Origin of the sequence: Streptacidiphilus sp. BW17 (genome assembly GCF_041262485.1) — a bacterium.
Classification (GTDB): Bacteria; Actinomycetota; Actinomycetes; order Streptomycetales; family Streptomycetaceae; genus Streptacidiphilus.
Map to the genome: position 1 here is coordinate 1 of NZ_JBGCCR010000056.1, position 25,678 is coordinate 25,678.

Below are 25,678 nucleotides of genomic sequence, written 5' to 3' on the forward strand. Positions count from 1 at the left end.
CGCGATTAGCTCAGCGGGAGAGCGCTTCCCTGACACGGAAGAGGTCACTGGTTCAATCCCAGTATCGCGCACTGCCCCTCCGGGGGCGTGCACCATGGCAAGGCCCAGCAGTACCGGCAACATCCGCAGTACCGCAGCACCACCCGCGCGATTAGCTCAGCGGGAGAGCGCTTCCCTGACACGGAAGAGGTCACTGGTTCAATCCCAGTATCGCGCACTGCCCCTCCGGGGGCGTGCACCACGGCAAGGCCCAGCAGTACCGCCCGCGCGATTAGCTCAGCGGGAGAGCGCTTCCCTGACACGGAAGAGGTCACTGGTTCAATCCCAGTATCGCGCACCGAAGAAGGCCCCCAGGCTCAGCCTGGGGGCCTTCGCGTTGCCCGTCTCGGAGGGCAAGGCGCGCGAGCACCGCGCCCGGGCTGCCCTCACCGACAGACCGGACACGGCACCCGCCGTTCTCGGGAACGGCACAGGGCCGTCGGGACGGGCCTCAGTGGCCCATCAGCTGCACCACGGTGTTCGCCTGCAAGGCGAACTGGTGCCAGGCGCCGAACGCGTAGGCGAGGAGCGCCGCGACCGGCAGGGCGATGGCAAGCGCGACCAGCGGGTTCCTCGTGCCCTCCGGCGACCTGCGCCGCCGCGCGGGGCCCTCCGTCTGCATCGCCATCGCCAACTCCCCCATCCGCCTCTTCGTCGTCATGCCCGTCACCGTCGTCGTCCTTACTCGTGTTGCCGCAGCGCGCGGACGGAGCCGGTCTGCTGAGGGCGGCGGGCGGAGAACCTCGGGGGACGAGCGTCCCGCCCACCGCACACAACCACCGTATGACTCCCCGCATTCCCGGTCGTCATGCCGACGCAGGGTCCTCGGTGCATCCCCGAGGAGGACCCGCCGACCGTGGATCTCGTCCCCGAGGTGGAGAAGGCCCCGGCGGAACCCTCAGGGAGAACCCTGAGCCGGCCGCTGCGTTGCGTATCAGCACACCGGCGGCGCGAGTCCGTAAGCTGTGCCCAGGCAGACGGCGCGAACCGACCGGACGGGCGGACCGAGCGACCGCAGGACGAACGACAGACGCACGACACACGGGCAGCACCCGCCGCACGGCGGCGACCTGACGGTGGGACGGGACGGCAAGGTGGCGATGATGCGGCTCCGACGGGAGGACCCGCGGCTCGTCGGTCCCTACCGGCTGCACCGCCGTCTCGGCAGCGGCGGGATGGGCGATGTCTACCTCGGCGCCGACCGCAAGGGCCAGAAGGTCGCCCTCAAGCTGATCCGGGCCGAGTTGGCCGAGGACAACGAGTTCCGCACCCGCTTCGCCCGCGAGGTCGCCGCCGCGTCCCGGATCCGCGGCGGCTGCATCGCCCGGCTCGTCGCCTCCGACATCGACGCCGAACGTCCGTGGCTGGCAACGGTCTACGTCCCCGGGCCCTCGCTCTACAAGCGGGTCGGCGACGACGGTCCGCTGCACTGGCCCGAACTCGCCGCCGTGGGCGCGGCGCTGGCAGACGGCCTGACCCAGGTCCACGACGCCGGAGTGGTGCACCGCGACCTCAAGCCGTCCAACATCCTGCTCTCACCCAAGGGCCCGCGGATCATCGACTTCGGCATCGCCTGGTCCAGCGGCGCGAGCACCCTGACGCACGTGGGCACAGCGGTCGGCTCCCCCGGCTTCCTCGCGCCGGAGCAGGTGCGCGGCGTCGGTGTGACGGGCGCCACGGACATCTTCTCGCTCGGCAGCACGCTGGCCTACGGGGCCACCGGGGACACGCCGTTCGGGTCCGGCAGCTCGGAAGTGATGCTGTATCGGGTCGTGCACGAGGAGCCCGATCTGACGGAGATTCCGGCGGCGCTGGCTCCGCTGATCCGTGCCTGCCTGGCCAAGGATCCGGCGGAGCGGCCGACCCCGGCCCAGGTGCACGAGAAGCTGCGCGAACTGGCCGCGCGTGGGGCGGCGATCGGCCGCAGCATCGCACCGCCGACGCAGCAGCCCGCGCGTCCGCCGCGTGAGGCGCGTGCCGGGCACGACGGGCACGACGGGCGTGAGCCCCAGCAGGACACGCTCCCGGACCCGCAGCGGGACCCGCGCGCCCGGCACGAGGCGCAGCGGGAGGCACAGCGAGAGGCGCAGCGCGATCTGCACCGCGACGCGCACCGGGATCCGCATCGCGAAGCCCAGCGTCCGGCGCAGCGCGACGGGCAGCGGACGGCGGCGGCGCCGCGTGACGCCCGGCGTCCCGGCGCGCGGGAGGGGCGCCCGCCGGGGGCACGCCCCGGCGCGTCGGCTTCGCGGGCGGGCTCGGCGTCCGGCGGCAACGCCGGTTCAGGCCTGCGTTCCGACGCCGGTTCGGCATCCGCCACTGCCTCCGCCGCGGCCTCCGGATCGGCCTCCGCTCGCCCGTCCGGGACCCGGCGTCCGGCGCCGGCGACGGCACGCGAGCCGCAGCCCACGCCCGCGCGCCGTCCCGCGCCCCCGCGTGGAGCACAGCGCACGCCCCCGCCGAACCGGCCCGCCAACCGTCCCGGTGGTCCTGCCGCGCGGCGGCGGTTGCTGCGGCAGCGGCTGATCGTCTTCATCACTGTCACCGTCGGCGTGGCGCTGGCCATCGCCACCGCCCAGGGCTGCGAGAGCCGTTCACCCAAGGGCTCCGCCCCGGCGAGCCCCGTGGCCGCCCACAGCGCCACGGCCTCCGCCGGGTCCGTCGCCCAGGACGCGAGCCAGGGGCTGGTCGCGATGTCGGCCGGCGACCCGTCGGCCCAGACGGTCACCGCGATCGACTGGGGCGGGCGTTCGTACCAGGACCCGGCCGACGGCTCCCGGATCGACCTGCGTGCCGGGCACGGTACCGGCCCCGGCTCACCGGTCACCTTGACCACGGTGCTGCCCGCCCGGTACCTGGGCCGGCCCGCGGCAGTGGTCGTGCTGACCCGCCGGGTCCAGGCGGTGCCCGAGGACATGATCGAGCTGTACCAGGTCCCGTCGAGCGGCGACCCGGTGCTGCTGGCCGCGCACGCCTCGACCGGCAACCCCAACGGCAACAGCAGTTGGCAGATCCAGAACGGCGCGGTGGTCCGCGCGGAGAGCACCCCGGCGACCGGCAGCCGCACGGTCAGCACCACCCGCTACACGGTCGCCGCCAAGGGCGCCATGACCGAGACCTGGCCGGGCAGCACGGCGGCGTCCGCATCCGGCGTCACCTCGCCCACGGCGTCCGCCACGGCCTCGGGGTCCGCCTCCGCAAGCGCTTCGACGTCCGCCTCCCCGACGCAGGGCTGAGCGGCGGAACGGAGCTGGGCGGGGGCGAACTCCCTTGGCACGGAGAGCTTTCCGAGCTGCTTCCGGCCGAGCTCGTCGACGTGCCCTACCTGGCCGCCCGCTACCCCGGCTCCCCCGCCGTCGCCGCCCGGCCGGGCCTCGCCGACGGGGCGAACTGCCAGCTCTACGCCTACGCCGTGCTGGCCCACTTCGGCCTGCGGGTACCGCCGTTGCGCTCCAGGGACCTGTGGTCGGACCGGGCAGCCACGCGCGTCGTCCCGACCGCCCGACCGCTGGACCTGCTTCTCTTCGGCCCCACCGCCGCCCCTTACGGCGCCCACGTCGGCGTCTGCCTCGCTCCGGACCGGATCCTGCACCTGTCCCGCGAGGTCGGCCGCCCGGCCGTCTGGTCCCTCGCCGACTTCGGTGCGCGCCAGCGCCACCGGGTGCTGATCGGCGTCAAGCGCGTGGCGGGAGCGGTCGTTCCGGGCGAGACTCGGAGAGACGGCTCGGAGCGAGGAGGCTCATCCCATGACCACACAGACGCCGGAACCTGACGCCGGCGGGCCCGTGGACTACCGCCCCGCGACCGCTCTGGTCGCCGAAGTCGTGCGGGGCGTGCACGACGAGCAGCTGGACACGGCGACGCCCTGTGCCGGGATCACGGTCGGCGCATTGCTCGACCACATCGACCTGCTCTGCGTCGCCTTCGCGGCGGCGGGCCGGAAGGAGACGCTGCCGGACGGCGGACGGCCCCGGGAGCCGGACGCGTCGCGGCTCGGCGCCGACTGGCGGGACCGGCTGCCCGACCGGCTGGAGACGCTCGCCGAGGCCTGGCGGTCGGCCGACGCCTGGGAAGGGATGACCAGGGTCGGCGGTCTTGATCTACCGGGGCAGATCGCGGGAGCAACCGGCCTGGACGAGGTGCTGGTCCACGGCTGGGACCTGGCCGTCGCCACCGGACAGGCCTTCCCCACCGACGACGCCCAGGCGGCTGCGGCGGTGTCCATCGCAGCCGCCTGGGCTCAGGACGTCGTCGCGCAGAACCCTGACGGCACGCCGGGCCTGTTCGGACCGCCCGTCGCCGTCCCCGACGACGCGCCGCCGCTGGACCGTCTGCTCGGCCTGACCGGTCGCGATCCCGACTGGGCTCCGGTCTGAGCCGGAGGGCCGGTCAGGGACGCGTGGCGTAGAAGGCGACGGCGGAGGCCGCGGCCACGTTGAGCGAGTCGACGCCGTTGGCCATCGGGATGGTGACCCACTCGTCGGCCGCGCGCAGAGCCGCCGTGGAGAGGCCGCTGCCCTCCGTGCCGAAGACCAGCGCCAGGCGCTCGTGCGGGCGGGAGACGAACTCGTCCAGCGGGATCGCCCGGTCCGCGAGGCAGAGGGCGGCGATGGTGAAGCCCTCGTCGCGCAGCATCGTCAGCCCGTCCGGCCACGCGTCGAGGACCGCGTACGGGAGGCTGAGCACCGCGCCCATCGAGACCTTGACGGAGCGTCGGTAGAGCGGGTCCGCGCAGCGCGGGCTGAGCAGGACCGCGTCGACGCCGAGCGCCGCCGCGTTGCGGAAGGCCGCGCCGGTGTTGGCATGGTCGACCAGGTCCTCGAAGACCGCGACCCGCCGCGCCCCGGCCAGCACGTCCTTGACCGACGCGGCGGGCTTGCGCTGCATCGACGCGAGTGCGCCCCGGTGCACGTGGTAGCCGGTGACCTGCTCCGCGACGGCCGGGGTGACCGCGTAGACCGGGGCCGGGACCTCGTCGATGACGTCCTTCATCTGGTCGATCCACTTGGCGGACAGCAGCATCGACCGCATCCGGTACCCGGCCAGCCGGGCACGGCGGATCACCTTCTCGCCCTCGGCGATGAACAGGCCCTCCTCCGGCTCGCGGCGGCGGCGCAGTTCGACGTCGGTGAGGGCGACGTAGTCGTGGAGGCGCGGGTCCTCCGGGTCCTCGATGGTGATGAGCTCGGCCACGGGTCGATCCTGCCCGCTACGGCTCACGGTGCCAAGGCGACGACGTCACCGATCACGACGACCGCGGGCGGCCGGATGCCCTCCGCCTCCACGACAGCGGCCACATCGGCCAGTGTGGCCCGGACGACGCGCTGCGCGGCGGTCGTCCCCTCCTGGACCACGGCCACCGGCGTCTCCGGCGCGCGCCCGCCCGCGACCAGCGCGGCGGAGATGGCGGCGATCCGCTCCACGGCCATCAGCAGCACCAGCGTGCCGCGCATCTTGGCGGCGGCGTCCCAGTTGACCAGCGAGCGCGGGTCCTGGGGCGCGACGTGGCCGGAGATGACGCTGAACTCGTGCGTCACGCCCCGGTGCGTCACCGGGATCCCGGCCGCAGCAGGCACGCTGATGGAGCTGGAGATGCCCGGTACGACCGTGACCGGCACGCCCGCCTCGGTGCAGGCGATCAGCTCCTCCATCCCGCGCCCGAAGACGTAGGGGTCGCCGCCCTTGAGCCGGACCACGAACTTGCCCGCTCGCGCGTGCTCGATCAGCGCGTTGTTGATCGCCTCCTGGGCCATGTACCGGCCGTAGGGGATCTTGGACGCGTCGATCACCTCGACGTGCGGCGGCAGCTCCTCCAGCAGCTCGCGCGGGGCCAGCCGGTCCGCGACGACGACGTCGGCCTCGGCGAGCAGGCGGCGGCCCTTGACGGTGATCAGGTCCGGGTCGCCCGGTCCCCCGCCGACGAGCGCGACCCCGGCCGTGCGACCGCGGTGGTGCGCAGCGGCGAGGCTGCCGTCACGCAGCCCGCCGATGATCGCGTCCCGCAGGCCTGCGGACCGGCGCGGGTCGCCGGAGAGGACGGCCACGACCGTCCCCTCCTGCCGCCCGCTGGCGGGCGTCCACGCCGAGGCGGCGGACGCGTCGTCAGCACGTGAGCAGAAGACCCGGAGCGTCTCGGCGTGCGCCGCGGCCGCGGCGTTGGTCTCCGCGTCGGAGGTGGCGATCAGCGCGTACCACGCGTCCGCGAGGTCACCGGGCAGGTAGTTCCGCTGCTCCCAGCGGAGTTCGCCGGCGTCGGCCATCGCCTGGACGGCGGGGGTGGTCTCCGGCGCGATCACGACCACGTCGGCGCCTGCGTTCAGCAAGGCCGGCAGGCGCCTCTGAGCCACCTGTCCCCCGCCGAGCACCACGACCCTGCGGCCGGCGAGGCGCAGCCCGACGGGGTACGGCGGGGTGGTGTCGTCGTCGAGCGGTGCGGTGGGCATGGTCGGCACTCCGTGGGACGCGAGAACTTTTGAGTACATGGGACGTTGCACGACTTAAGGGGCCCCGCGCCCCTTGATAGTGCAACGACAGGCGGCAGCAAAAGGTGAGCCTCGACATGGCGAAGGTCACTGCAGAAGCGATTCTGCCGCCCACCAGGGCGTTAGTGCTTCTCGGTGACCCCGGCCGAGTCGAACGTGGCGACATCGTGCATCGCCCGCGCCGCCGACTGGACCAGCGGCAGCGCGAGCAGCGCACCGGTGCCCTCGCCGAGACGGAGGTCGAGGTCGATCAGCGGACGCAGACCCAGCTTCGCCAGCGCCGCCTTGTGACCCGGCTCCGCCGAACGGTGGCCGGCGATGCACGCCGCCAGCACCTCCGGGGCGATCGCCTTGGCGACCAGCGCCGCCGAACCGGCGATCACGCCGTCCAGGATCACCGGCGTACGCAGCGACGCCGCGCCCAGCAGGAAGCCCGCGATGGCCGCGTGCTCCAGACCGCCGACCGCCGCGAGGACGCCGATCGGGTCGGCCGGGTCCGGCCGGTGCAGCTCCAGGGCCTGACGGATGACGCCGACCTTGCGGGCGTGCGTCTCGTCGTCGATGCCGGTGCCGCGGCCGGTGACGACGGCCGGGTCCTCGCCGGTGAAGACGCAGATCAGCGCCGCCGCCGCGGTGGTGTTGGCGATGCCCATGTCGCCGGTGACCAGCGCCTTGTTGCCCGCCGCGACGAGGTCACGGGCGGTCTCGATGCCCACCTCCAGCGCGCGCATGGCCTCCTCGCGGGACATCGCGGGGCCCTGCGTCATGTCAGCCGTGCCGGGGCGGACCTTGCGCGGCAGCAGGCCGGTGGTGCGGCCGGACTCGATCGCCGGGGGCAGCTCGGAGGCGACGCCCACGTCGACCACGCAGACCTCGGCGCCCAGCTGGGTGGCGAAGGCGTTGACGACCGCGCCGCCCGCCAGGAAGTTGCCCACCATCTGCGCCGTGACCTCCTGCGGCCACGGGGTGACGCCCTGGGCGTGCACGCCGTGGTCGCCCGCGAAGACCGCGACGCACGCGGGCTCCGGGATCGGCGGCGGGCACTTGCGGGAGAGACCGCAGAGCTGCGCGGAGATTATCTCCAGCATGCCGAGCGAGCCGGCCGGCTTGGTCATCCGCTTCTGCCGGTCCCACGCCTCACCGAGCGCCTTGGCGTCCAGCGGGCGGATACCGCGCAGGGTCTCCTGCAGCACGCTGTGCGGCTCCTCGCCCGGGAGGGCGCGGCGGCCGTAGGTCTCCTCGTGCACGACCCAGGAGAGCGGGCGCTTCTTGGCCCAGCCCGCCTGCGCGAGCTCCGGCTCCTCCGGGAACTCGTTGACGTAGCCGACGCAGAGGTAGGCGACGACCTCCAGGTGGTCCGGCAGACCGAGCTCGCGGACCAGCTCCTCCTCGTCGAAGAAGCTGACCCACCCCACGCCGAGGCCCTCGGCCCGCGCGGCGAGCCAGAGGTTCTCCACCGCGAGGGCGGCCGAGTACGGCGCCATCTGCGGCTGGGTGTGCCGGCCGAGGGTGTGCCGACCGCCGCGCGTGCGGTCGGCGGTGACCACGATGTTGACCGGGGTCTCCCGGATCGCCTCGATCTTCAGTTCCTTGAACTGCTTGGCGCGGCTCTTGGGGAGGGAGTCGGCGTAGACGTCGCGCTGACGCTCCGCCAGCTCGTGCATCCGGGTCCGGGTCTTGGCGGAGCGGATCACCACGAAGTCCCACGGCTGCGAGTAGCCGACGCTGGGCGCGGTGTGCGCGGCCTCCAGGACGCGGATCAGCACCTCGTGCGGGATCGGGTCGGTGCGGAAGCCGTTGCGGATGTCGCGCCGCTCGCGCATGACGCGGTGGACCGCCTCGCGCATGTCCTCGTCGTAGGCCGGGGCTGCTTCGCCGTCCACCTCTTCGTCCTCCGCTTCGTCGGCGTCCTTGGCGTCGTGGGCGTCCTCGGTTCCGGCGTCCGTCTCGGCCTCCGCCTCGGCGGCGGGGTCGGCCTCGGGCCGGGGCGCGGCGTCGGCCTCGGGCTGCGGGACGTCCGACTTCTCGGCGTCCGACTGCTCCGGCCGCTCGGCCTGCTCGGCCTGCTCGGCGTCAGCCCGGGTGCCGGGCGCGTGGGTCGCGTCCTCGGCCGCTTCGGGCTTCGCCTCGGCGGGCTGCTCGGGCGCGGTGACGGCCTCGGGCCGCGCGGCATCGGCAGGCGCCTCGGCGGCAGCGCCGGGCTCGACAGCCTCAGCGACTGCCTCGACGGCGGGGTCGGTCACGGTCGGGGAGCCGGCGGCGGACTCGACAGGGGTTTCAGCGATGGTTTCGACGGCGGGCTCCACAACGTTCTCGACGGCCGGCGACTCGGTCGGGGCGTCGTTCTGGTTCACGATCTCGTTCACGTGCTCGACGTCGCTCGGGGTCTCGGCGACGGCCTGCGGCTGCGTCTCGGCGGGGGCCTCGGACGTGGCGTCAGGCTGCGCGGCGACCAGCTCCGGGTCGACGGTCAGCACGCCGGTGCCCTGGGCGGTGACCTCCGGCTCGGCCGGAGCGGCCAGGGTCTCCGCGGTCGCACCGGACGGGGGCGCGATAAAGCTGGCGATCCGGCTCTGCGGAGCGTCAGCGCGCCCGCCCTGTGGCGGAATCACGGCCTCTGCGACCGGAGCCTCGGCGGCGGCCTGGGCCTGCGGCTCTTCCGACGGCGACGCCTGGGCGGGTTGCTCCGCCTGATCCGCCTGCTGCGGCTGCGACTCCACGGGCGCCTCGACCGCGACCGGCTCGGCGGGCTCCACGGGGGCGACCACGACGTTCGGGGTGTCTGCAGCGACGGGCTCGACCGGTGCAACCGGCTCGCCGGAAGGCCCGGCAACGGCCTCGGCGTGCTGTTGCGCCACCACCGGGTTGCCGCCCAGCGTGCTCTCCGGGGAGGGCATCTGCGCCGGAACGACGGGCATGGGCACGGCGGTGGCGACCGCAATCGGCGCACCCGCCTGGGCCTGAGTCTGGGCCTGGGTCTGCGCCGGGTCGGCCTGAGTCTCCACCGCGGCCTGGACCGCCTCCGCTGCGACGGCATGGTCGAGGTACTCGGGCGAGCCGTTGGTGGCACCCGCCGGAACCGGAGCGACCGGCACCGGGATGCCGTGCGGCGGGGTAGCGGACGGGAGGCCGGAGTTGCCGCCGCTGGGCCCGCGGTCGGCCAGCGAGCGGACCGGGACCTGGCCCGTCATCAGGGACGGGTCCGGGATGGGCGGACCGGCGTGCAGCGGACGCCGCTGCTGAGCCTGCTGCTCCGCGATGCCAGGGCCCGACGCCTGTGCCACGGCCTCGACCGACTGCGTCTGCGGCTGCTCGCCGCCGGGCTGGACCTCTGCTGCGTGCCCTGCCTGGGCGTCCTGCTGGAACTCCGGCTGCGCCTGCACAGGTGCCTGCGGCATCGCCTCGGCCGGGACGAAGCCGAGCGCGTCCGGCGTGGCCTCGGCGTGCAGCGCGGGCGGCGCGACCGGCGGCCAGGACGGCGTGGGGGCACCGTTGTGCGCCTGCGCGTAGGCGACGTCACCCGCAGGCATGGCCTCGGGGGCGACTGCCCCGACCGGCGCGACGGGCGCGACCGGCTCCACGGCCTGCGGCAGCGGATCGGTGTGAGGGCCGGTCAGCGGATCGTTGAACAGCTGCGGGAGCGGGTCCGTCAGCGGGTCGATCGGCCGGCCGGGGCTCGACACCTGCACCGGCTGCGCCGCAAGGACGGACGGCTCGGCCAGCACCGGCTGCTGGGCGTACATCTCCGGGCCCGGCACGCCGCCCTGAAGGTACGCCGCCTCGGCGACCTGCACCGGCTGCGCCGCCTGCGGGATCTGGGCGGCCACCGGCACCTGCGCGGCGTGCGGGGCGGCCATCGGCGCGCCCTGCCCCCGCGCCGTGGCCTCGTTCCAGGCGTCCTGCGGACCGGGCATGAGCAGCTCCTCCTCGTCGTCGACTTCGTCGAGGAAGGTGTACGCAGGGCGGCCGACCGCCTGCGGCACCTGCTCCGGCTCGGCGCCCGAGACCTGCCCCCCGTTCGGGACGATGCCGGATTCGCTCATGTCACTGGCTCCTTCCAGGGCCGCCTGGCGTGCGCGGCGACGCGGTGCGCGACCGCGACACCCACCGTTCCGGTCCTCGCCTCGCCGCGGTGGGCCGGAGAGCACCGGCCTGCCGCAAACAAGAACGACAGAACCCGGGCAACCGGCACGATCGCCCCGGACTCACCCGGCATTCTTCCGTCCCATCAGGGGCGATGGCCAACGAGCACGCCCGCCCGCGCTGTGGCTTCCGCCACGTTGCGCTCGCCCCGTAAGAACAGAGCGTCAGCCTACCTGCCGTCAGTGACGGGCAGTGCCACGGTCTTGCCTCATGGACGCACACGTGTGCGAAGCACGCCGCGCGCGGACGGGATCGTCTTGGCAGGGGGAAGTTGCACCTCCAGCGGCGCGGGGAACTGGTTGATCAACTGCGCGCGCGAGAAACCACCCGGTGCGAATGGCCCTGTGCGTTGAGGACCATCCGTCATGGGTGGCTTGCCGCGCAGTTCCCCGCGCCCCTGGAGGTGCGACCACACCCGGCAGGTCAGCAGAGCCCCGCGCCCACCGCTCAAAGCGCCCTAACGGTCGCCCCAGAGCACGTACCGCGGCACCGCCGCGCCCAACTCGCCGCTCGCGTCCAGCGGAGACGACTGCAGCAGAGTGCCGGAGACCGTGTAGCCCGCCTCCGCGAAAGCGTGGCGGACCTCCTCGGCCTGGCCGAGTGTGCGAGGAACCGTGACGATCCGTTCCGGACGGCGGGTCAGGCAGGCGCGCAGCACGTCCGCGCCGTGGCGGACCAGGACCACGTCCGGCTCGGGCAGGTCGGCGAGGGCCTCCGGCGCGGTGCCAGGGACGGTCTGGACCTCGACGCCCGCGCGGCGGGCGTTGACGTCGAGGCGGGCGCAGGCGTCCGCGTCGCGGTCGACGGCGATGACCGCCGCGCCGCAGCGGGCCGCCTCGACGGCGACCGCGCCGTCGCCCGCGCCGACGTCCCAGAGCAGGTCACCGGGGCGCGGGCCGAGCCGGGCGAGCACGAGCGCCCGCACCGGGGCCGGGAGTTCACGTTCGTACCCGGCCTGTTCGGAGGGCAGCGCCCAGCCACGCGCCGGTCCGGGGAAGTCGACCGGGCGGCCGGCGAGCCAGCCGGAGGGCGGCAGCGACTCGGTGCGTGCGGGCCCGCCGACGACCAGCACCACGTTCGGGTCGCGCCACAGGTGGTTGGGGACCCGGTCGGAGGTGAGGACGGTGACGTTCTCCTCCGGCGTGCCGAGTGCCTCGCAGATGACGAAGGTGCGATGCACGTCGCGCAGCATCAGCGCAAGCTCGGACGGTCCGGCGCCGGGCGCGGTGAGCACCGCGACCTTCGGGTGGGCGCGGCAGATGTTGACGGCACGGCGCAGTCCGCGGTTGTGGGTGCTGACGATCTGGGCGTCGTCCCACGGCATCCCGGCCCGTGCGAAGGCGGCGGCCACGGCGGAGACGGCCGGCATGACCTCGATCTCCAGCCCGAACTCGGGACGGCGCAGCGTGCGCACCACGCCGAAGAACCCGGGGTCGCCCTCGGCCACCACGACGGCCGCGCCGCGGTGCTCGGCGATCCTGCGGGCCACCAGTTCGACGCTGCCCAGCACCATCCGCTCGACGCCCTTGCCCAGGCCGAGCCCCTGCAGCTGGTTACCGCCCGCGGCGACCAGCGTGGCCGCGTCGAGCGCGGCGCGGGCCGACTGGCTGAGCGGCGAGCCGTCCCAGCCGATGACGGTGACGCGGTCAGCCACGGCGGTTCCGCCTCCTCACGATGCCCCCAGCGGCCTCGGCGCGGTCTGTGTCGGTGTGTCGGTTCTGTGCGGGTTCAGCGCCGACGCGCAGCCCGGGCGTGTCGTCCGGGTCGGGCGTCGCGTGCGTCGGGCGGGCATACGAACGGTACGCGACCGCGCGAGCGAGCAAGCTCCCGGCGTCCGCGACGGACAGGCTAACGGGTTCCGGGTCCGCGATCACCCCGGGAAAGCTGTGAGCTCCGACGAGGCCAAGGAGACGAGAGCCAAGGAAAGGGCGGGACTCAGGACCAGCCGGGCTCGAGGTCCTCCACCAACAGGTCCTCGGGCAGCAGGCTCCAGACGATCAGGTCGGAGCGGGTCTCGCGGTCGGGCGTCGCGTCGGCGCCGCGCACCAGCCAGGAGCTGCGCAGCACGCCCTCGCTGATCGCGCCCAGCTTCTGGGCCACCTGCTGGGCGGGGGTGTTGCCGGCGGCGGTGCGGAGCTCCATCCGCTCGAACTTCTGGTCCTCGAAGAGCCACTGCGCGACTGCGTGGACGATCTCGCCGGCGTAGCCCTCGCCGCGTGCCCAGGGCGCGACCACGACCTGCGCCTCGGTGCTGCGCAGCCGCCAGTCGGTGGCGCGGAGCCGGACGGTGCCGATCAGACGCTGGGTCAGGAACTCGACCGCCCCCAGAACCAGGCCCCGGCAGCTGTCGCGCTCGCGGGCGGCCCGGCCGTGGACCCAGGCGTGGGCGTCGGCGGCGGTGTAGGGGTGGGGCACGGTGGTCCACTGGTGGACCAGTTCGTCGTTCAGCATCTCGGCCAGAGCCGGGGCATCCTCCGGCTCGAGGGCGCGCAGCACCAGGCGATCGGTGTTGATGGTGATATCCGGGAATCCGCACGCGGATCCCGCCGCGGACCCGGACGGTCCGGTCGCCGTATCGCTGCTGCTCATGGAACGATCATGCTCCAGGGTGGGGGCCGCCGTCACCTGTTTGCCCCGGCGCGCCGAACTGCTCCGGGGCGAACAGGCACTGACGACTGTGGGAGAACGAGGCTACTCGCTCCGTCAGAAGGCCGGAATCACCGCCCCGCCGAAGGTCTTCTCGATGTACTGCTTGACCTGCGGCGAGTGCAGCAGCTCGGCGAGCTTCTTGACCCGCGGGTCGTTCTGGTTCCCGGCCTTGACGGCGAGGATGTTGGCGTAGGGGTTGCCCTGCGCCTTCTCCAGCAGCAGCGCGTCCTTCGTCGGGCTGAGGTGGGCGTCGAGGGCGTAGTTGCCGTTGATGACGGCCGCGTCGACGTCGCTCAGGGTGCGCGGCAGCTGGGCCGCGTCGATCTCCTGGAACTTGAAGTGCTTCGGGTTGCTCGCGATGTCGTCCGGCGTGGCAGTGATGCCGGCGTCGGACTTCAGGGTGATCAGGCCGTTGTCGGCGAGCAGCTTGAGGGCACGGCCCTCGTTGGTGGCGTCGTTCGGCACCGCGATGGTCGCCCCGTCGGCGAGCGCCTTCGCCGACTTCACCTTGTTCGAGTACAGGCCCAGCGGCTCCAGATGGACGGCCTCGACGGAGACCAGGTCGGTGCCGTGGGTCTTGTTGAAGTCCTCCAGGTACGGCAGGTGCTGGAAGTAGTCAGCGTCGGCGGAGCCGTCCTGCACGGCGAGGTTCGGGGTGACGTAGTCGGTCACCACCTGGACCTGGAGCTTCAGACCGACCTTGGGCGCGAGGTTCTTCGCGATGAAGTCGAGGATCTGCGCGTGCGGCGTCGGCGAGGCGGCGACGATCAGCGGCTTGTCGGCGTCGGCCGCCGAGCCGGAGGCGCTGCCGGAGGTCGAACCGGAGCCGCACGCGGCCAGCGAGAGGGCCAGGGCGCCGGTGACGAGGGCGGTGGTGGTGAGCTTCACGGAGGTACGCACGAAAAGTGCCCTTCCTTGGTTGTGCCGAGCGGTGCTTGGTGGTGCTCTGCTCGCGGTGCTTACGTGTGGTGAGGGTGGATCAGCGCGTGGTGCCGGAGGCGACCGGCTCCTGCGCGGGGGTGTCCGTGGCCGTCGCGTCGTCGGTGACCGACGCTGCGACCACAGAGGTCTTGGGGGTGGTGACGGTCCGTCGGAACGAAAGTGCGAGGGTGAACCGTCGGGAGGTGGTGCCGCGCTTGTGGTCGAGGCCGCGGGCGAGCCCCTCGCCGAGCAACTGGACCAGCGTCACCAGGACGACCAGCTCGGCCGCGATGACCCACATGAAGGTGGTCTCGAAGCGCATGTAGCCGTAGTTGATGGCCAGCGTGCCCAGCCCGCCGCCGCCGACCGTGCCGGCCATGGCCGAGTAGCCGATCAGCGCGATGACGGTGGTGGTCAGCGCCGAGATGAGACCCGGCAGCGACTCGGGGAGCAGCGCCTTGCGGACCACCGTCCAGGTCGAGCCGCCCATCGCCTGCACTGCCTCGATCAGCCCGCCGTCCACGTCGCCGACAGCGGTCTCGACCAGCCGGGCGAAGAACGGGATCGCGCCGACGGCCAGCGGCACGGTCGCCGCCTGCCACCCGAGCGTGGTGCCGGTCAGCCAGCGGGTGAACGGGATGATGGCCACGATCAGGATCACGAACGGCAGCGAGCGGCCGATGTTGACGATCGCGCCGATCAGCTTGTTGATCGCCGCGTTCTGGAGCAGCCCGCCACGGCGGGTCAGCACCAGCAGCAGTCCGAGCGGCAGGCCGACCACGACGGTGGCGAGGGTGGCCAGGCCGACCATCCAGCAGGTCTCCTGCGTCGACTGCCACAGCAGCGGCTGCATGTCCGACCAGTTCACGCCGCCACCTCCACCTGAAGCCCCTGCTCGCGCAGGTAGCCGATCGGTACGACGTTCTCCTCGAAGCTGCCGGGCAGCGCGACGCGCATCCGGCCGACCTGGCGCCCGCCGATCGTCTCGACGGCCGCGCCGACGATGTTGACGTCGACGTTGTAGGTGCGCGCCAGCTGGGAGATGAACGGCTGGACGGCGGCGTCGCCCTGGAAGGTGATGTCGACCAGGGTGCTGCCCTGCAGCGGCTCGTCACCGGCGACGGGCGTGCCGCCGCCGAGCGGGAAGAGCTCGCGGGCCAGCTCCGAGCCGGGCCGGGCGAGCAGCTCGCTCAGCGTGCCGGACTCGACGACCTTGCCCGCCCGCATCAGCGCGGCGGAGTCGCAGACGGACTTGATGACGTCCATCTCATGCGTGATCAGCAGGACGGTCAGGCCCAGCTGTTGGTTGAGTTCGCGCAGCAGCTGGAGCACCGAGCGCGTGGTCTCCGGGTCGAGCGCGGAGGTCGCCTCGTCGGAGAGCAGCACCTTCGGATCTCCGGCCAGCGCCCGGGCGATGCCGACGCGCTGCTTCTGTCCGCCGGACAGCTGCGCCGGGTAGGCGCGGGCCTTGTCGGCGAGGCCGACCAGGTCGAGCAGTTCGGCCGCCTTGGCGGCCCGCTCGCGACGGGTGAGCCCGGTCAGCTCCAGCGGCAGCTGGACGTTCTCGGCGACCGTGCGGCGGGCCAGCAGGTTGAAGTGCTGGAAGACCATCCCGATGGAGCGGCGGGTGGCCCGCAGCTCGCTCGCGGAGAGCTCGGTCAGCTCGCGTCCGTCCACCTGGACGCCGCCCGAGGAGGGCCGCTCCAGCAGGTTGACGCAGCGGATGAGCGTGCTCTTCCCGGCGCCGCTGGTACCGACGACGCCGTAGACCTCGCCGGTGCGGACGTGGAGATCGACGCCGTCGAGAGCGACGGTGTCCCGGCCATGGGCGCGGTAGACCTTACGCAGGTCAGATGTGGTGATCACAGGTGATTCCGTGGGTCGGCGCGCGAGGGCGTGGCACTCGCGCGAGAAGGGGCGTGCGGGGCAACCCGGAGCGGAGCTCTACGGGCGGGGACGAGGCCGAGCGGGGAGGCTCAGCAGCCGCACATTCGACAGCGGCTGCGCGTCATGGCGCGCATGCCACGACCACCTGCCGGCGTTGCGCCGGTGAGGAGGAAGGTCGTGTTCGCTGTCATGGGACTCAGTAAAACAGATGATCCTGGGATCATCCAAAACGAATGCTTGGGCAATAGAGAAGTTGCACTTATCTAAGGGGCGCGGGGAACCGCGCGACAAGCCACCCACGCAGGTAGGGCACCGAACGGGCGGGGCCATCCGCATGTCAGTGGTTTCTCGCGCAGTTCCCCACGCCCCTGGACAGCGCAACCGCGCCTTGAGGAAATCAGGCGGTCGCGGCCAGGTCCTCCACGGGCTTCTCCAGGCCGATGAAGCTCAGTCGGCTGTTGACCTCCTCCACGTCCACCCGGCGGTAGCCGAGGCGCTGGTAGAGGCGGAGGTTGCCGACACTCCGATGCCCGGTGGAGAGGCGGAACGAGCGGGGACGCGGGTCCTCGGCCGTGAGGAGGGTCTCCATCGCGCGCACCAGCCGGGTGCCGAGGCCGTGACGCTGCATCCGCGGGTGGACGCAGAGCCGCCCTATCCTGCCGACGCCGTCCTCGTCGACCCAACCGCGGATCGCCCCCACGACCTCGTCGCCGAGGCGGGCGACCAGCATGCGACGGTCCTTCAGCTCGGCCCGGACGCTCTCCAGGCTCTCCGTCAGCGGGTCGATGGCCCAGTCGCCGTAGAGCTCGGCCTCGTCCTGGTAGCAGAGGTACTGGAGCTTCAGGATCCGCTCGGCATCGTCCTCGGTGGCGACCGAGGTGGTCACGCTCATGCCCATGTGCGCTTCCTCCCTTTCTCGTGAGCCCGGCCGCGCGGAACTGAGGGGAAGCGACCGGGATGCTGACCGGAGGTGTGGTCCGCCCGACGATCATGCGGTGCCACCGGCGAACGTTCCAGAGCCCTTTACCCCGTGGTACTCCGATTGCAACCTGCGCGGTCGTCGGACCGGTTCGCCCGCCGGAGCGGCTTTCCTTGCGACACAGCCGAGTTAGCGCCAGAGTGACACTCCTCACGCCACACTCGAACGGAGCGCCCCGACGTCGGGACACCCTGACGTCCGGCCACCTCACCGCCTCACCACTTCTCCGGGGAGCAACGAGCGATGCGCACAGGCAAGAACACCGACGCGGGCAGGGCCGTCGAGACCGACTACGACCTCCTGGTCGTCGGCGCCGGGCCGACCGGCCTGCTGCTGGCCGGGGACGTCGCCGCGGCCGGGCTTCGCGTGGCGCTGCTGGAGAAGCGTCAGGAGGAGTCGAACCTGTCCCGCGCGTTCGCCGTCCACGCGCGGACGCTGGAGCAGCTGGACGCCCGTGGCCTGGCCGACGAGCTGATGGAGACCGGGGCGCAGATCGACAACCTGCAGATCTTCGGCAGGCTCAAGGTGGAGATGGGCCAACTCCCCAGCCGCTTCCCCATGGTCCTGATCACCCCTCAGTACAACACCGAGGCCGTGCTCCAGCGCCGCGCCCTGGACGCCGGGGTCACCCTCGTGCGCGGGGCCCACGTCACCGCGCTGCGCCAGGACGCCGTCGGCGTGGAGGTCGACGCGACCGTGGACGGCGGCGCCGTCACCTTCCGGGGCACGTACGCCGTCGGTACCGACGGCGTCCACAGCACCGTGCGCGAGTTGCTGGGCGTTCCGTACCCGGGCGAGTCCGCGATCCAGTCGGTGATGCTCGCCGACGTCCGGCTCGAACGGGAGCCGTCCAGCCTGCTGAACGTCGGCGCGAGCGAGGCCGGCTTCACCTTCATGGCGCCCTACGGCGACGGCTGGTACCGGATCCTCACCTGGGACCGGCACGACCAGCAGCCGGACCGCGCCCCCGTCGACTTCGACCGGCTCTGCCGGGTCACCACGCGCATCCTCGGCGAGGACTTCGGCCCGCACGAGCCGCGCGCGCTCTCCCGGTTCCACAGCGACGAGCGGCAGGCGCCGACCTACCGGGTCGGCCGGGTCTTCCTCGCGGGCGACGCGGCGCACTGCCACTCCCCCGCCGGCGGCCAGGGCATGAACACCGGCCTCCAGGACGCCGCCAACCTCGGCTGGAAGCTGGCCGCCGCGCTGCGCGGCTGGGCCGGGCGGGATCTGCTCGACAGCTACCACGCGGAGCGGCACCCGGTCGGGGCGCACGTCCTGCGCACCTCCGGCGGTCTGCTGCGCCTGTCGATCGGTGACGAACCGGCACTGCGGCTGGCCCGCAGGCTGATGCTGGGCGTCGGCAGCCGACTGCGCCCGCTGACCCGACGCGGCGGGCTGGAGATCTCCGGCATCGGCATCTCCTACCACAAGCAGGCCCCGTCCGGCTCCCACCCGTACGTCGGCACACGCGCCCCCGATCTGGAGCTGTCCCGCGACGCGGAGCATGACGGCAAGGGCCCGTCCCGGCTCTACGAGGCCCTGCGGGAGGGGAAGTTCGTCCTGGTCAGCGCGAACGGCCAGGCATCCGACGACCGCTGGTCGGACCGGCTGCTGCACGTCACCTCGCCGCGGCTGAACCACCGGGTAGTGCTGGTGCGCCCGGACGGATACGTGGCCTGGGCGGCTGACGGCCCGACGCCGCAGCAGATGAGCGCGGGCATCGGTGGATGGCTCGGGGAACCGGCGCCCGTGAGCGACCTACAGGCCTGAGAGTGGACCGAGGCGCCGTCTCAGACAGCTGAGACAGCGTGAGCGCGTCGGCCCGATGCTGCCGCGCGGCATCCGCAGCCGCGCGGCCAGCTCGCCGTAGTCGGTGGTGGGCTCGTCGAGGAGCGCGCCCACCAGCTCCGCGCACCGGGCAGGCAGCAGCGCGACGGCGGCGCGCACCTCCGCGGCACGCTCCCGCGCGAGGACGCGCGCCTCCGGGCAGGTGGCGAGGCGGGGCAGCCGCAGTCCGGCCGGGACCTCGTACTCCGGGAACATGTACACACTGTCCATGCCCGTGCTCATGCCTGTGCTCATGCCTGGACAACGGCCGGTGACGGTGCCTCGGCTGCGGCCTCGGCGGGACCGCCACCCGAACGAGGGCAAACCACAGGAAAGCCAGCGACACTCAGGCGTAATCAAGCGATCAACGGAATGTAACCGGGAGCACGTCGCCCGGTGTACCCGTCGGTAACGGGAGGCGACTAGGATCCTGCGCATCGCGCCCGCGCCAGTTACAGATGACGGAGGAACGGTGTTCTACTGGCTGCTCAAGAGGATCGTGGTCGGCCCCGTGGTCCGCACGCTCTACCGCCCTCGTGTCACCGGGGTGGAGAACATCCCCCTCGACGGCCCCGCCATCATCGCGCCGAACCACCTGTCGTTCTGCGACTCGGTCTTCCTCCCGCTGGCCGCGCCGCGTCAGGTGCACTACGTCGCCAAGGAGGAGTACTTCACCGGCCGCGGCGTCAAGGGCCGGCTGATGGCCTCCTTCTTCCGCGGCGTCGGCGCGGTCCCGGTCGACCGCAGCGGCGGGCGCGCCTCCACGGCCGCGATCGACACGGGCATGCGCGAGCTGGCGGCGGGACGCCTGTTCGGCATCTACCCGGAGGGCACCCGCAGCCCTGACGGCCGGCTCCACCGCGGGCGCACGGGTGTCGCCCACCTCGCGCTCGCGAGCGGCGCGCCGGTCATCCCCGTCGGCCTGGTCGCGACGGACGAGGTCCAGGCCAACGGCAGCATGCGCTGGCGCAGGCCGTTCCGGGCCCGCCCCGAGATCCACTTCGGCAAGCCGCTGACCTTCGACCGGTACGAGGGCATGCAGCGCGACCGCTTCGTGCTGCGGGCGGTGACGGACGAGATCGTCTCCGCGATCCTCGACCTCTCCGGTTAGGAGTACGTGGACATGTACGCCACGAAGGCCAAGCTGCTGGCCGCGAAGGCGGCGAAGTCCGAGACGGAACTGAAGAAGGCCGCCTGACGTCGCACGCGCCCTCGGACGCGGCTCCTGACCGGCGCCGCGTCCGAGGGCGCGTGACAATGGTGCGAGGGGTCCCCGATCCCGGGAGGACCCGATGAGTTCCCATGCGCGAGATGCGCGATTCCTTGCCGCCGCAAGCGCGGTCGCCGCGGGGCTGCTGGTGGTGACCGCCGGTGCCACCGGTGCCGTGGCCGCAGGCTCCGGTTCGGCCGGCCCCTCCGGCCCGCCGCCGATGACGACGTCCTCGGCGGGCGCGACCCCGAGCGGCTCCACCAGCGCCTCAGGTGGCACGACGACCACCGTATGGAAGTTCTACAGCGTCAACACCCTGTCCAACATGTACACGGTCAACGGCCAGCCCATCACGAACCCCAGTACCAGCCCGGCCGTCGGCGACTACTTCATCAGCACGGACAACGACTACGCGGGCACCCAGGCCGGCCACTCCTCCGACGTCTCCGCCACCGACCACATCTTCTGCCTGTTCACCAAGCTGCCGGGGACAGCCACCTGCTCCGCGCAGATCGGCACGAGCCAGGGCATGCTCCTCGCGGACAACTCCGTCCAGAACTTCGCCTCACAGAGCCCGACCATCACCCTCAAGATCACCGGCGGCACCGGCGCCTACCAGGGCGCCACGGGAACCGTGGCGGTCACCTCCATCGCCAACACCAGCAACTCCAACGCGGTGGTGACCTGGTCCAAGTAGCAGCACCACGCACCCCCGGGTACAGCGACGGGCCCCTCGTACGAGGGGCCCGTGCCGCAGCGCCATGTTGCGCAGGGTTGTGGCGGGTTGCGCCGGGGGCGACTACCGCTTGGCGGCGAGCCACTCCTCCTGGAGGGTCAGGTTGGACTTGACCTCTGCCAGTTGGACCGCGACCGCCTCCGGCGCGGTGCCGCCGCGGCCGTCGCGGGCGGCGATCGCGCCGTGGACGGAGAGGACCTCGCGGACGTCCGGGGTCAACGCCGGGCTGATCTCCGCGAACTGCTCGTCCGTCAGATCCCACAGCTCCATGTCGCGCGGTTCGCAGAACTTCACGCAGGCGCCCGCGACCTCGTGCGCCACCCGGAAGGGGACGCCGCGCTTGACGAGCCACTCCGCGATGTCCGTGGCCAGCGAGAAGCCAGCCGGGGCCAGCTCCTCCAGACGCTCCTCGTGGACCGTCAGGGTCGCCATCATCCCGGTGAACGCCGGGAGCAGCACCTCCAGCGTGTCGCAGGAGTCGAAGACCGGCTCCTTGTCCTCCTGGAGGTCCCGGTTGTACGCCAGCGGCAGCGCCTTGAGCGTGGCCAGCAGGCCGGTCAGGTTGCCGATCAGGCGGCCGGACTTGCCCCGGGCCAGCTCGGCGATGTCCGGGTTCTTCTTCTGCGGCATGATCGACGAGCCCGTCGAGAACGCGTCGTGCAGCGTGATGAAGCCGAACTCCTTGGTGTTCCAGATGATCACCTCCTCCGCGATGCGGGAGAGGTTGATGCCGATCATCGCCGTCACGAAGGCGAACTCCGCGACGTAGTCGCGGGAGGCCGTCCCGTCGATGGAGTTGGCCGCCGAGCCGCCCTCGAAGCCGAGCTCCGCCGCGACGTACTGCGGGTCGAGGCCGAGCGAGGAGCCCGCCAGCGCGCCCGAGCCGTACGCCGAGACGGACGTCCGCACGTCCCACTGGCGCAGCCGCTCCGCGTCGCGGCCGAGGGCCTGGACGTGGGCAAGCACGTGGTGGGCGAAGAGGACGGGCTGGGCGTGCTGCAGGTGGGTGCGGCCGGGCATGGCCACGCCCGGGTGGGCCTCGGCGAGGCCCACCAGCGCCTGCTGGAGCTCCAGGATCAGGCCGCCGATGATCCGCGCGTGGTCGCGCAGGTACATCTTGCCCAGCGTGGCGATCTGGTCGTTGCGGGACCGGCCCGCGCGCAGCTTGCCGCCGAGCTCGGGGCCGAGCCGCTCCAGCAGGCCGCGCTCCAGCGCGGTGTGCACGTCCTCGTCGGCGACGGTGCCGGTGAGGACGCCCGACTCGACGTCGGCGAGCAGGGCCGTCAGGCCGTCCAGCATCCGGGTCAGCTCGTCGTCGGTGAGCAGTCCGGCGCGGTGCAGGACCTTGGCGTGGGCCTTGGATCCGGCGATGTCGTACGGCGCGAGCCGCCAGTCGAAGTGCACACTTGCTGAAAGTGCAGCCAGCGCCTCCGACGGACCGTCGGCGAACCGCGCACCCCAGAGCCGGACGTCTTCAGTCTTGGCCATGTCGATCAGCCCTGGAGGTCACGCTTGGCGGCGATCTTCGACGACATGCCGAAGATCTCGATGAAGCCCTTGGACATCGACTGGTCGAAGGTGTCGCCGGTGTCGTAGGTGGCCAGGTTGAAGTCGTAGAGCGACTCGGCGGACTTGCGGCCGTCGACGACGGCCCGGCCGCCGTGCAGGACCATCCGGATGTCGCCGGTGACGGACTGGTTGGCCTCGTTGACGAAGCCGTCCAGGGCGCGCTTGAGCGGGGAGAACCACAGGCCGTCGTAGACCAGCTCGCTCCAGCGCTGCTCCACCTGCCGCTTGTAGCGGGCCAGTTCACGCTCGACGGTGACGTTCTCCAGCGCCTGGTGCGCGGTGATCAGCGCGATCGCGCCCGGAGCCTCGTAGATCTCACGGGACTTGATGCCGACGAGGCGGTCCTCGACCATGTCGAGGCGGCCCACGCCCTGCGCACCGGCCCGCTTGTTGAGCTCCTCGATCGCCTGAAGGACCGTCACCTTCCGTCCGTCGATGGCGACCGGGACGCCCGCCTCGAAGGAGATGACGACGGTGTCGGCGTCGCGGGCGACGGCCGGGTTCTGGGTGTAGTCGTAGACGTCCTCGATCGGCGCGTTCCAGATGTCCTCCAGGAAGCCCGTCTCGACGGCGCGACCGAAGACGTTCTGGTCGATCGAGTAGGGGGACTTCTTGGTGGTCGCGATCGGGAGGTTGTTGGCCTCGGCGAAGGCGATCGCCTTGTCACGGGTCATCGCGTAGTCGCGGACCGGGGCGATGCAGGTGAGCTCGGGCGCCAGGTTGGCGATGCCGACCTCGAAGCGGACCTGGTCGTTGCCCTTGCCGGTGCAGCCGTGGGCGACCGTAGTGGCGCCGTGCTTCTTGGCGGCGGCGGCCAGGTGCTTGACGATGACCGGGCGGGAGAGCGCCGAGACGAGCGGGTACTCGCCCTGGTAGAGGGCGTTGGCCTTGATGGCCGGCAGGCAGTACTCGTCGGCGAACTCGTCGCGGGCGTCCGCGACCTCGGCCTCGACGGCGCCGCAGGCGAGGGCGCGCTCGCGGATGACGTTCAGGTCCTCGCCGCCCTGGCCGACGTCGACGGCGACGGCGATCACCTCGGCGCCGGTCTCCTCGGCGATCCAGCCGATGCAGACGGACGTGTCCAGACCGCCCGAGTAGGCAAGTACGACGCGCTCGGTCACGGCTATCTCCAATCACTCACAGGGCAGACGGGGGCATGCATCCAGGACCGCCGGGGGCGACCACGGAAGCACATGGCGACTACGCGGGCAGAGCCTCGCGGCGCTAGGCATAATTATGCATGCCCCCGTATGAAATTCAAAGCCGCTGCGCAGCGATCCAGTCCGCGATCTCCCCGACCACGACGCCGTCCACATGTCCGGGGACCGCATAGTCCGCCGGCGTGGCCGGGCCGTCCCCCATGAAGAAGAAGTGGTCGGCCCGCTCGTGGACGCTGATGGTCACCCCGCGCCGCCCGTCGAGACCCGCGCGCCAGAGGGCGAGATCGTCGGCGACCGTCACCTGGTAGTCGCGCCCACCCTGCAGCACCAACGCGGGCACGTCCAGCGCGGCGAGGGTCGCGACGGGGTCGTAGCCGCGCAGGTCGAGCCAGTAGGCGCCGGAGAGGCCCAGCGGAAGTTCCGTGCCAGGCGTGTCGGCGGCCAGGTCGGGGCTGTCCACCCGGGCCGCCTCGCGCTCCAGCTCGGCGATGGCCGGCTCCGCCTCCGCTGCCAACCCCGGGGTGAGCGCGGCGATGTGCCGGAAGACGCGCACCGCCGCATGGTTCATCGGAGCCGAGTCGGCGGCGGACAGGACCAGCCCCGCGACGGAGGGCTCCGCAGCGGCGACGCGCGGTGCCACCTTGCCTCCCGCGCTGTGGCCGAGCACGAAGACGTGCGCGGGATCGACGCCAGGGGTCGCCTGCAGCGCACGGACGGCGGCGACGGCGTGCGGAACGTACTCGTCGGCCAGGGTGAATCCAGGGGTGGCGGCGACGCGGTCGGTGTGGACACCGGTCACCTTGTCGAAGCGCAGCGACGCGACGCCGCGGCTCGCCAGCCCCTTGAGCGGCTTGAGCGGCCCGGCGGTCCCGTCCCGATCGAAGGGCCCGGCGCCGGAGAGGAGCACCACGCCCGGGGCGGGCGCGGCGACCCGCGGCAGCGTGAGGACGCCCGCGACGGGGCCGAGTCCGGCGTCGAGGACGACCTCGCGCTCCCCAAAGCGGGCCGGGTCTGCGTAGGAGGGCGGGGCCCACGCGGATTCGCCGCCGCCCGCACCGTCGAGCCGCAGCCCCTGCACCGCACCCTCGGTGTCGATGCCCATCAGCACCGTCAGCCCGCCGTGCCGACCGACCAGCGGGACCCCGACACGGACCAGCCCCGGGCCGATCTCTTCGGTCGTCGGCTCGCCGCGCCGCAGGTCCGCTCCGATCATGCCGATCTCGCTCTCCCACGCCTTGCGCAACCCGCCGGCCGGGAGAGCCACCCGCAGCCGCGGCGCGAACCGCGCCTCGATCGCGGCGAAGTCGCCTCGCATCGCCAGGTCCACGACCGTCAGCCCGACGGCCACCGCTGCTTGCTGTGCTGCCTCCATGAGGTGCCCCCTTCGATTATTCTCACCTTTGCGAAAGGTAGCACACATGAGAGTATCCGACGATGGACTCCCTCGAACTGTTCGCGCATCCGGTCCGCCTGCGCATCATCCACGCCCTGCGCGGCGGGCGGATGCTGACGACCAGTCAGCTGTGCGAGCGAATCCCCGACGCCAGCAAGGCCACGGTGTACCGGCACGTGGACCAGCTCGCGGGCGCGGGCGTGCTGGAGGTCGCCGAGGAGCGTCGCGTCCGCGGCGCGGTCGAGCGCGGCTACCGCCTGCGCCAGGAGAACGCCTCCGTGGACGCCGAAACCCTCGCGTCGCTCACCGCGGACGACCACCGGCATGCGTTCACGGCAGCGATGGCGACGCTGATCGCCGAGTTCAGCGGCTATCTGGACCAGGCCGCAGCCGATCCCGTCGCCGACCTGGTCGGCTACCGGCAGCACGGGATCTGGCTGAGCCTGGAGGAACTGACCACGCTCATCGGCGCGCTCCAGCAGGCGATCGTGCCGCTGCTCGGCAACGAGCCCGCGCCGGAACGCGCGCGCTACCTGCTCAGCCCGATCCTCTTCCCGGTCGAGCAACCGGAGAGTCCCAGCTAGGTGTATTGACCACGAGCGTTGTTGACGGTCCTGGGGGCTTGATCATGACGAAGACCTCCGGTGTGGTGGAGGTGTCTAGGCTTCACCGCACACACG

At 72.4% G+C, this 25,678-nt stretch carries 21 protein-coding genes and 3 tRNA genes; 10 read left to right on the plus strand and 14 right to left on the minus strand.

Annotated elements, in window-relative coordinates; all coding sequences use genetic code 11:
- The 3 genes from ABH940_RS35685 (at position 1) to ABH940_RS35695 (ending at position 337) form a co-directional block, all read left to right on the plus strand.
- Positions 1-71: transfer RNA gene (locus ABH940_RS35685), tRNA-Val, on the plus strand.
- A gap of 74 nt (positions 72-145) precedes the next feature.
- Positions 146-217: transfer RNA gene (locus tag ABH940_RS35690), tRNA-Val, on the plus strand.
- Positions 218-265: 48 nt separating this feature from the next.
- Positions 266-337 (plus strand) — tRNA-Val (locus ABH940_RS35695).
- A gap of 153 nt (positions 338-490) precedes the next feature.
- On the opposite strand, the gene ABH940_RS35700 is transcribed toward ABH940_RS35695, so the two are convergent.
- Positions 491-700: a hypothetical protein gene (locus ABH940_RS35700; RefSeq protein ID WP_196194181.1), complete on the minus strand. Its 210-nt coding sequence runs from the start codon at positions 698-700 to the stop codon at positions 491-493.
- 442 nt (positions 701-1,142) lie between these two features.
- On the opposite strand from ABH940_RS35700, the gene ABH940_RS35705 reads away from it, so the two are divergent.
- Genes ABH940_RS35705 through ABH940_RS35715 form a run of 3 tightly spaced genes read left to right on the plus strand, consistent with a single transcriptional unit; the run spans position 1,143 to position 4,415 of the window.
- Positions 1,143-3,275, plus strand: a complete 2,133-nt coding sequence (locus ABH940_RS35705; protein WP_370107167.1) for a protein kinase — start codon at positions 1,143-1,145, stop codon at positions 3,273-3,275.
- 56 nt (positions 3,276-3,331) lie between these two features.
- A complete protein-coding gene (locus tag ABH940_RS35710) occupies positions 3,332-3,811 on the plus strand; it encodes a hydrolase (protein ID WP_370072690.1) in 480 nt (159 codons plus the stop codon).
- Positions 3,786-4,415, plus strand: coding sequence for a TIGR03086 family metal-binding protein (locus tag ABH940_RS35715; RefSeq protein WP_370107168.1), 630 nt, complete (start codon positions 3,786-3,788; stop codon positions 4,413-4,415). The genes ABH940_RS35710 and ABH940_RS35715 overlap by 26 nt, the downstream gene beginning before the upstream one ends.
- A gap of 13 nt (positions 4,416-4,428) precedes the next feature.
- On the opposite strand, the gene ABH940_RS35720 is transcribed toward ABH940_RS35715, so the two are convergent.
- The 9 genes from ABH940_RS35720 to ABH940_RS35760 all read right to left on the minus strand — a co-directional run bounded on the left by ABH940_RS35720 (position 4,429) and on the right by ABH940_RS35760 (position 17,019).
- Complete coding sequence (locus ABH940_RS35720) at positions 4,429-5,232, minus strand: TrmH family RNA methyltransferase (RefSeq protein ID WP_370107169.1); 804 nt, start codon at positions 5,230-5,232, stop codon at positions 4,429-4,431.
- A 23-nt stretch (positions 5,233-5,255) separates the two neighbouring features.
- Positions 5,256-6,482 (minus strand): uroporphyrinogen-III C-methyltransferase, encoded by a 1,227-nt coding sequence (cobA, locus tag ABH940_RS35725; protein WP_370072673.1) that lies wholly within the window; start codon positions 6,480-6,482, stop codon positions 5,256-5,258.
- Between the two features lie 161 nt (positions 6,483-6,643).
- Complete coding sequence (gene cobT / locus ABH940_RS35730; protein ID WP_370107170.1) at positions 6,644-10,564, minus strand: nicotinate-nucleotide--dimethylbenzimidazole phosphoribosyltransferase; 3,921 nt, start codon at positions 10,562-10,564, stop codon at positions 6,644-6,646.
- A gap of 557 nt (positions 10,565-11,121) precedes the next feature.
- The gene (cbiE, locus tag ABH940_RS35735) at positions 11,122-12,318 is read right to left on the minus strand and encodes a precorrin-6y C5,15-methyltransferase (decarboxylating) subunit CbiE (protein WP_370072671.1); all 1,197 of its coding nucleotides are present in this window, start codon (positions 12,316-12,318) and stop codon (positions 11,122-11,124) included.
- A gap of 281 nt (positions 12,319-12,599) precedes the next feature.
- On the minus strand, positions 12,600-13,253 hold the full coding sequence (locus ABH940_RS35740) for a GNAT family N-acetyltransferase (protein ID WP_370107172.1): 654 nt from the start codon (positions 13,251-13,253) through the stop codon (positions 12,600-12,602).
- A gap of 114 nt (positions 13,254-13,367) precedes the next feature.
- The gene (locus ABH940_RS35745) at positions 13,368-14,213 is read right to left on the minus strand and encodes a MetQ/NlpA family ABC transporter substrate-binding protein (RefSeq protein ID WP_370072669.1); all 846 of its coding nucleotides are present in this window, start codon (positions 14,211-14,213) and stop codon (positions 13,368-13,370) included.
- Positions 14,214-14,292: 79 nt separating this feature from the next.
- Entirely contained in the window at positions 14,293-15,102 is an 810-nt protein-coding gene (locus ABH940_RS35750) for a methionine ABC transporter permease (protein ID WP_370107173.1), read from the minus strand.
- Positions 15,099-16,100, minus strand: coding sequence for a methionine ABC transporter ATP-binding protein (locus tag ABH940_RS35755; RefSeq protein WP_370072667.1), 1,002 nt, complete (start codon positions 16,098-16,100; stop codon positions 15,099-15,101). The genes ABH940_RS35750 and ABH940_RS35755 overlap by 4 nt, the downstream gene beginning before the upstream one ends.
- A gap of 418 nt (positions 16,101-16,518) precedes the next feature.
- Positions 16,519-17,019 (minus strand): GNAT family N-acetyltransferase, encoded by a 501-nt coding sequence (locus ABH940_RS35760; RefSeq protein WP_370072666.1) that lies wholly within the window; start codon positions 17,017-17,019, stop codon positions 16,519-16,521.
- Positions 17,020-17,343: 324 nt separating this feature from the next.
- On the opposite strand from ABH940_RS35760, the gene ABH940_RS35765 reads away from it, so the two are divergent.
- Positions 17,344-18,873 carry an FAD-dependent monooxygenase gene (locus tag ABH940_RS35765; RefSeq protein ID WP_370072665.1) on the plus strand — a complete coding sequence of 510 codons (1,530 nt, stop codon included), beginning with the start codon at positions 17,344-17,346 and terminating at the stop codon, positions 18,871-18,873.
- On the opposite strand, the gene ABH940_RS35770 is transcribed toward ABH940_RS35765, so the two are convergent.
- A complete protein-coding gene (locus tag ABH940_RS35770) occupies positions 18,862-19,173 on the minus strand; it encodes a hypothetical protein (protein WP_370072664.1) in 312 nt (103 codons plus the stop codon). The two genes, ABH940_RS35765 and ABH940_RS35770, sit on opposite strands and share 12 nt — an antisense overlap.
- A gap of 229 nt (positions 19,174-19,402) precedes the next feature.
- Here ABH940_RS35770 and ABH940_RS35775 point away from each other — a divergent pair, with 229 nt between their 5' ends.
- On the plus strand, positions 19,403-20,041 hold the full coding sequence (locus ABH940_RS35775; RefSeq protein WP_370107174.1) for a lysophospholipid acyltransferase family protein: 639 nt from the start codon (positions 19,403-19,405) through the stop codon (positions 20,039-20,041).
- 181 nt (positions 20,042-20,222) lie between these two features.
- Positions 20,223-20,837 carry a hypothetical protein gene (locus ABH940_RS35780; RefSeq protein WP_370072662.1) on the plus strand — a complete coding sequence of 205 codons (615 nt, stop codon included), beginning with the start codon at positions 20,223-20,225 and terminating at the stop codon, positions 20,835-20,837.
- 102 nt (positions 20,838-20,939) lie between these two features.
- Here the strand turns inward: ABH940_RS35780 and argH are convergent, their stop codons facing one another.
- The 3 genes from argH to ABH940_RS35795 form a co-directional block, all read right to left on the minus strand.
- A complete protein-coding gene (argH, locus tag ABH940_RS35785; protein ID WP_370107175.1) occupies positions 20,940-22,364 on the minus strand; it encodes an argininosuccinate lyase in 1,425 nt (474 codons plus the stop codon).
- A 5-nt stretch (positions 22,365-22,369) separates the two neighbouring features.
- Positions 22,370-23,566: an argininosuccinate synthase gene (locus tag ABH940_RS35790; RefSeq protein ID WP_370072660.1), complete on the minus strand. Its 1,197-nt coding sequence runs from the start codon at positions 23,564-23,566 to the stop codon at positions 22,370-22,372.
- A gap of 136 nt (positions 23,567-23,702) precedes the next feature.
- Positions 23,703-24,977 carry an alpha/beta fold hydrolase gene (locus ABH940_RS35795; RefSeq protein ID WP_370107176.1) on the minus strand — a complete coding sequence of 425 codons (1,275 nt, stop codon included), beginning with the start codon at positions 24,975-24,977 and terminating at the stop codon, positions 23,703-23,705.
- 62 nt (positions 24,978-25,039) lie between these two features.
- Between ABH940_RS35795 and ABH940_RS35800 the strand changes: the two genes are divergently transcribed.
- On the plus strand, positions 25,040-25,582 hold the full coding sequence (locus tag ABH940_RS35800; protein WP_370107177.1) for a helix-turn-helix domain-containing protein: 543 nt from the start codon (positions 25,040-25,042) through the stop codon (positions 25,580-25,582).
- The last annotated feature ends 96 nt before the right edge of the window (positions 25,583-25,678 follow it).

What these genes read in the sequence shown, in the direction of transcription:
- ABH940_RS35700 (WP_196194181.1), bottom strand. Translation starts at nt 700, where the DNA reads ATGACGACGAAGAGGCGGATGGGGGAGTTGGCGATGGCGATGCAGACG.
- ABH940_RS35705 (WP_370107167.1), top strand. Translation starts at nt 1,143, where the DNA reads ATGCGGCTCCGACGGGAGGACCCGCGGCTCGTCGGTCCCTACCGGCTG.
- ABH940_RS35715 (WP_370107168.1), top strand. Translation starts at nt 3,786, where the DNA reads ATGACCACACAGACGCCGGAACCTGACGCCGGCGGGCCCGTGGACTAC.
- cobA (WP_370072673.1), bottom strand. Translation starts at nt 6,482, where the DNA reads ATGCCCACCGCACCGCTCGACGACGACACCACCCCGCCGTACCCCGTC.
- cobT (WP_370107170.1), bottom strand. Translation starts at nt 10,564, where the DNA reads ATGAGCGAATCCGGCATCGTCCCGAACGGGGGGCAGGTCTCGGGCGCC.
- ABH940_RS35740 (WP_370107172.1), bottom strand. Translation starts at nt 13,253, where the DNA reads ATGAGCAGCAGCGATACGGCGACCGGACCGTCCGGGTCCGCGGCGGGA.
- ABH940_RS35760 (WP_370072666.1), bottom strand. Translation starts at nt 17,019, where the DNA reads ATGGGCATGAGCGTGACCACCTCGGTCGCCACCGAGGACGATGCCGAG.
- ABH940_RS35765 (WP_370072665.1), top strand. Translation starts at nt 17,344, where the DNA reads ATGCGCACAGGCAAGAACACCGACGCGGGCAGGGCCGTCGAGACCGAC.
- ABH940_RS35770 (WP_370072664.1), bottom strand. Translation starts at nt 19,173, where the DNA reads ATGAGCACGGGCATGGACAGTGTGTACATGTTCCCGGAGTACGAGGTC.
- ABH940_RS35780 (WP_370072662.1), top strand. Translation starts at nt 20,223, where the DNA reads ATGAGTTCCCATGCGCGAGATGCGCGATTCCTTGCCGCCGCAAGCGCG.
- argH (WP_370107175.1), bottom strand. Translation starts at nt 22,364, where the DNA reads ATGGCCAAGACTGAAGACGTCCGGCTCTGGGGTGCGCGGTTCGCCGAC.
- ABH940_RS35795 (WP_370107176.1), bottom strand. Translation starts at nt 24,977, where the DNA reads ATGGAGGCAGCACAGCAAGCAGCGGTGGCCGTCGGGCTGACGGTCGTG.
- ABH940_RS35800 (WP_370107177.1), top strand. Translation starts at nt 25,040, where the DNA reads ATGGACTCCCTCGAACTGTTCGCGCATCCGGTCCGCCTGCGCATCATC.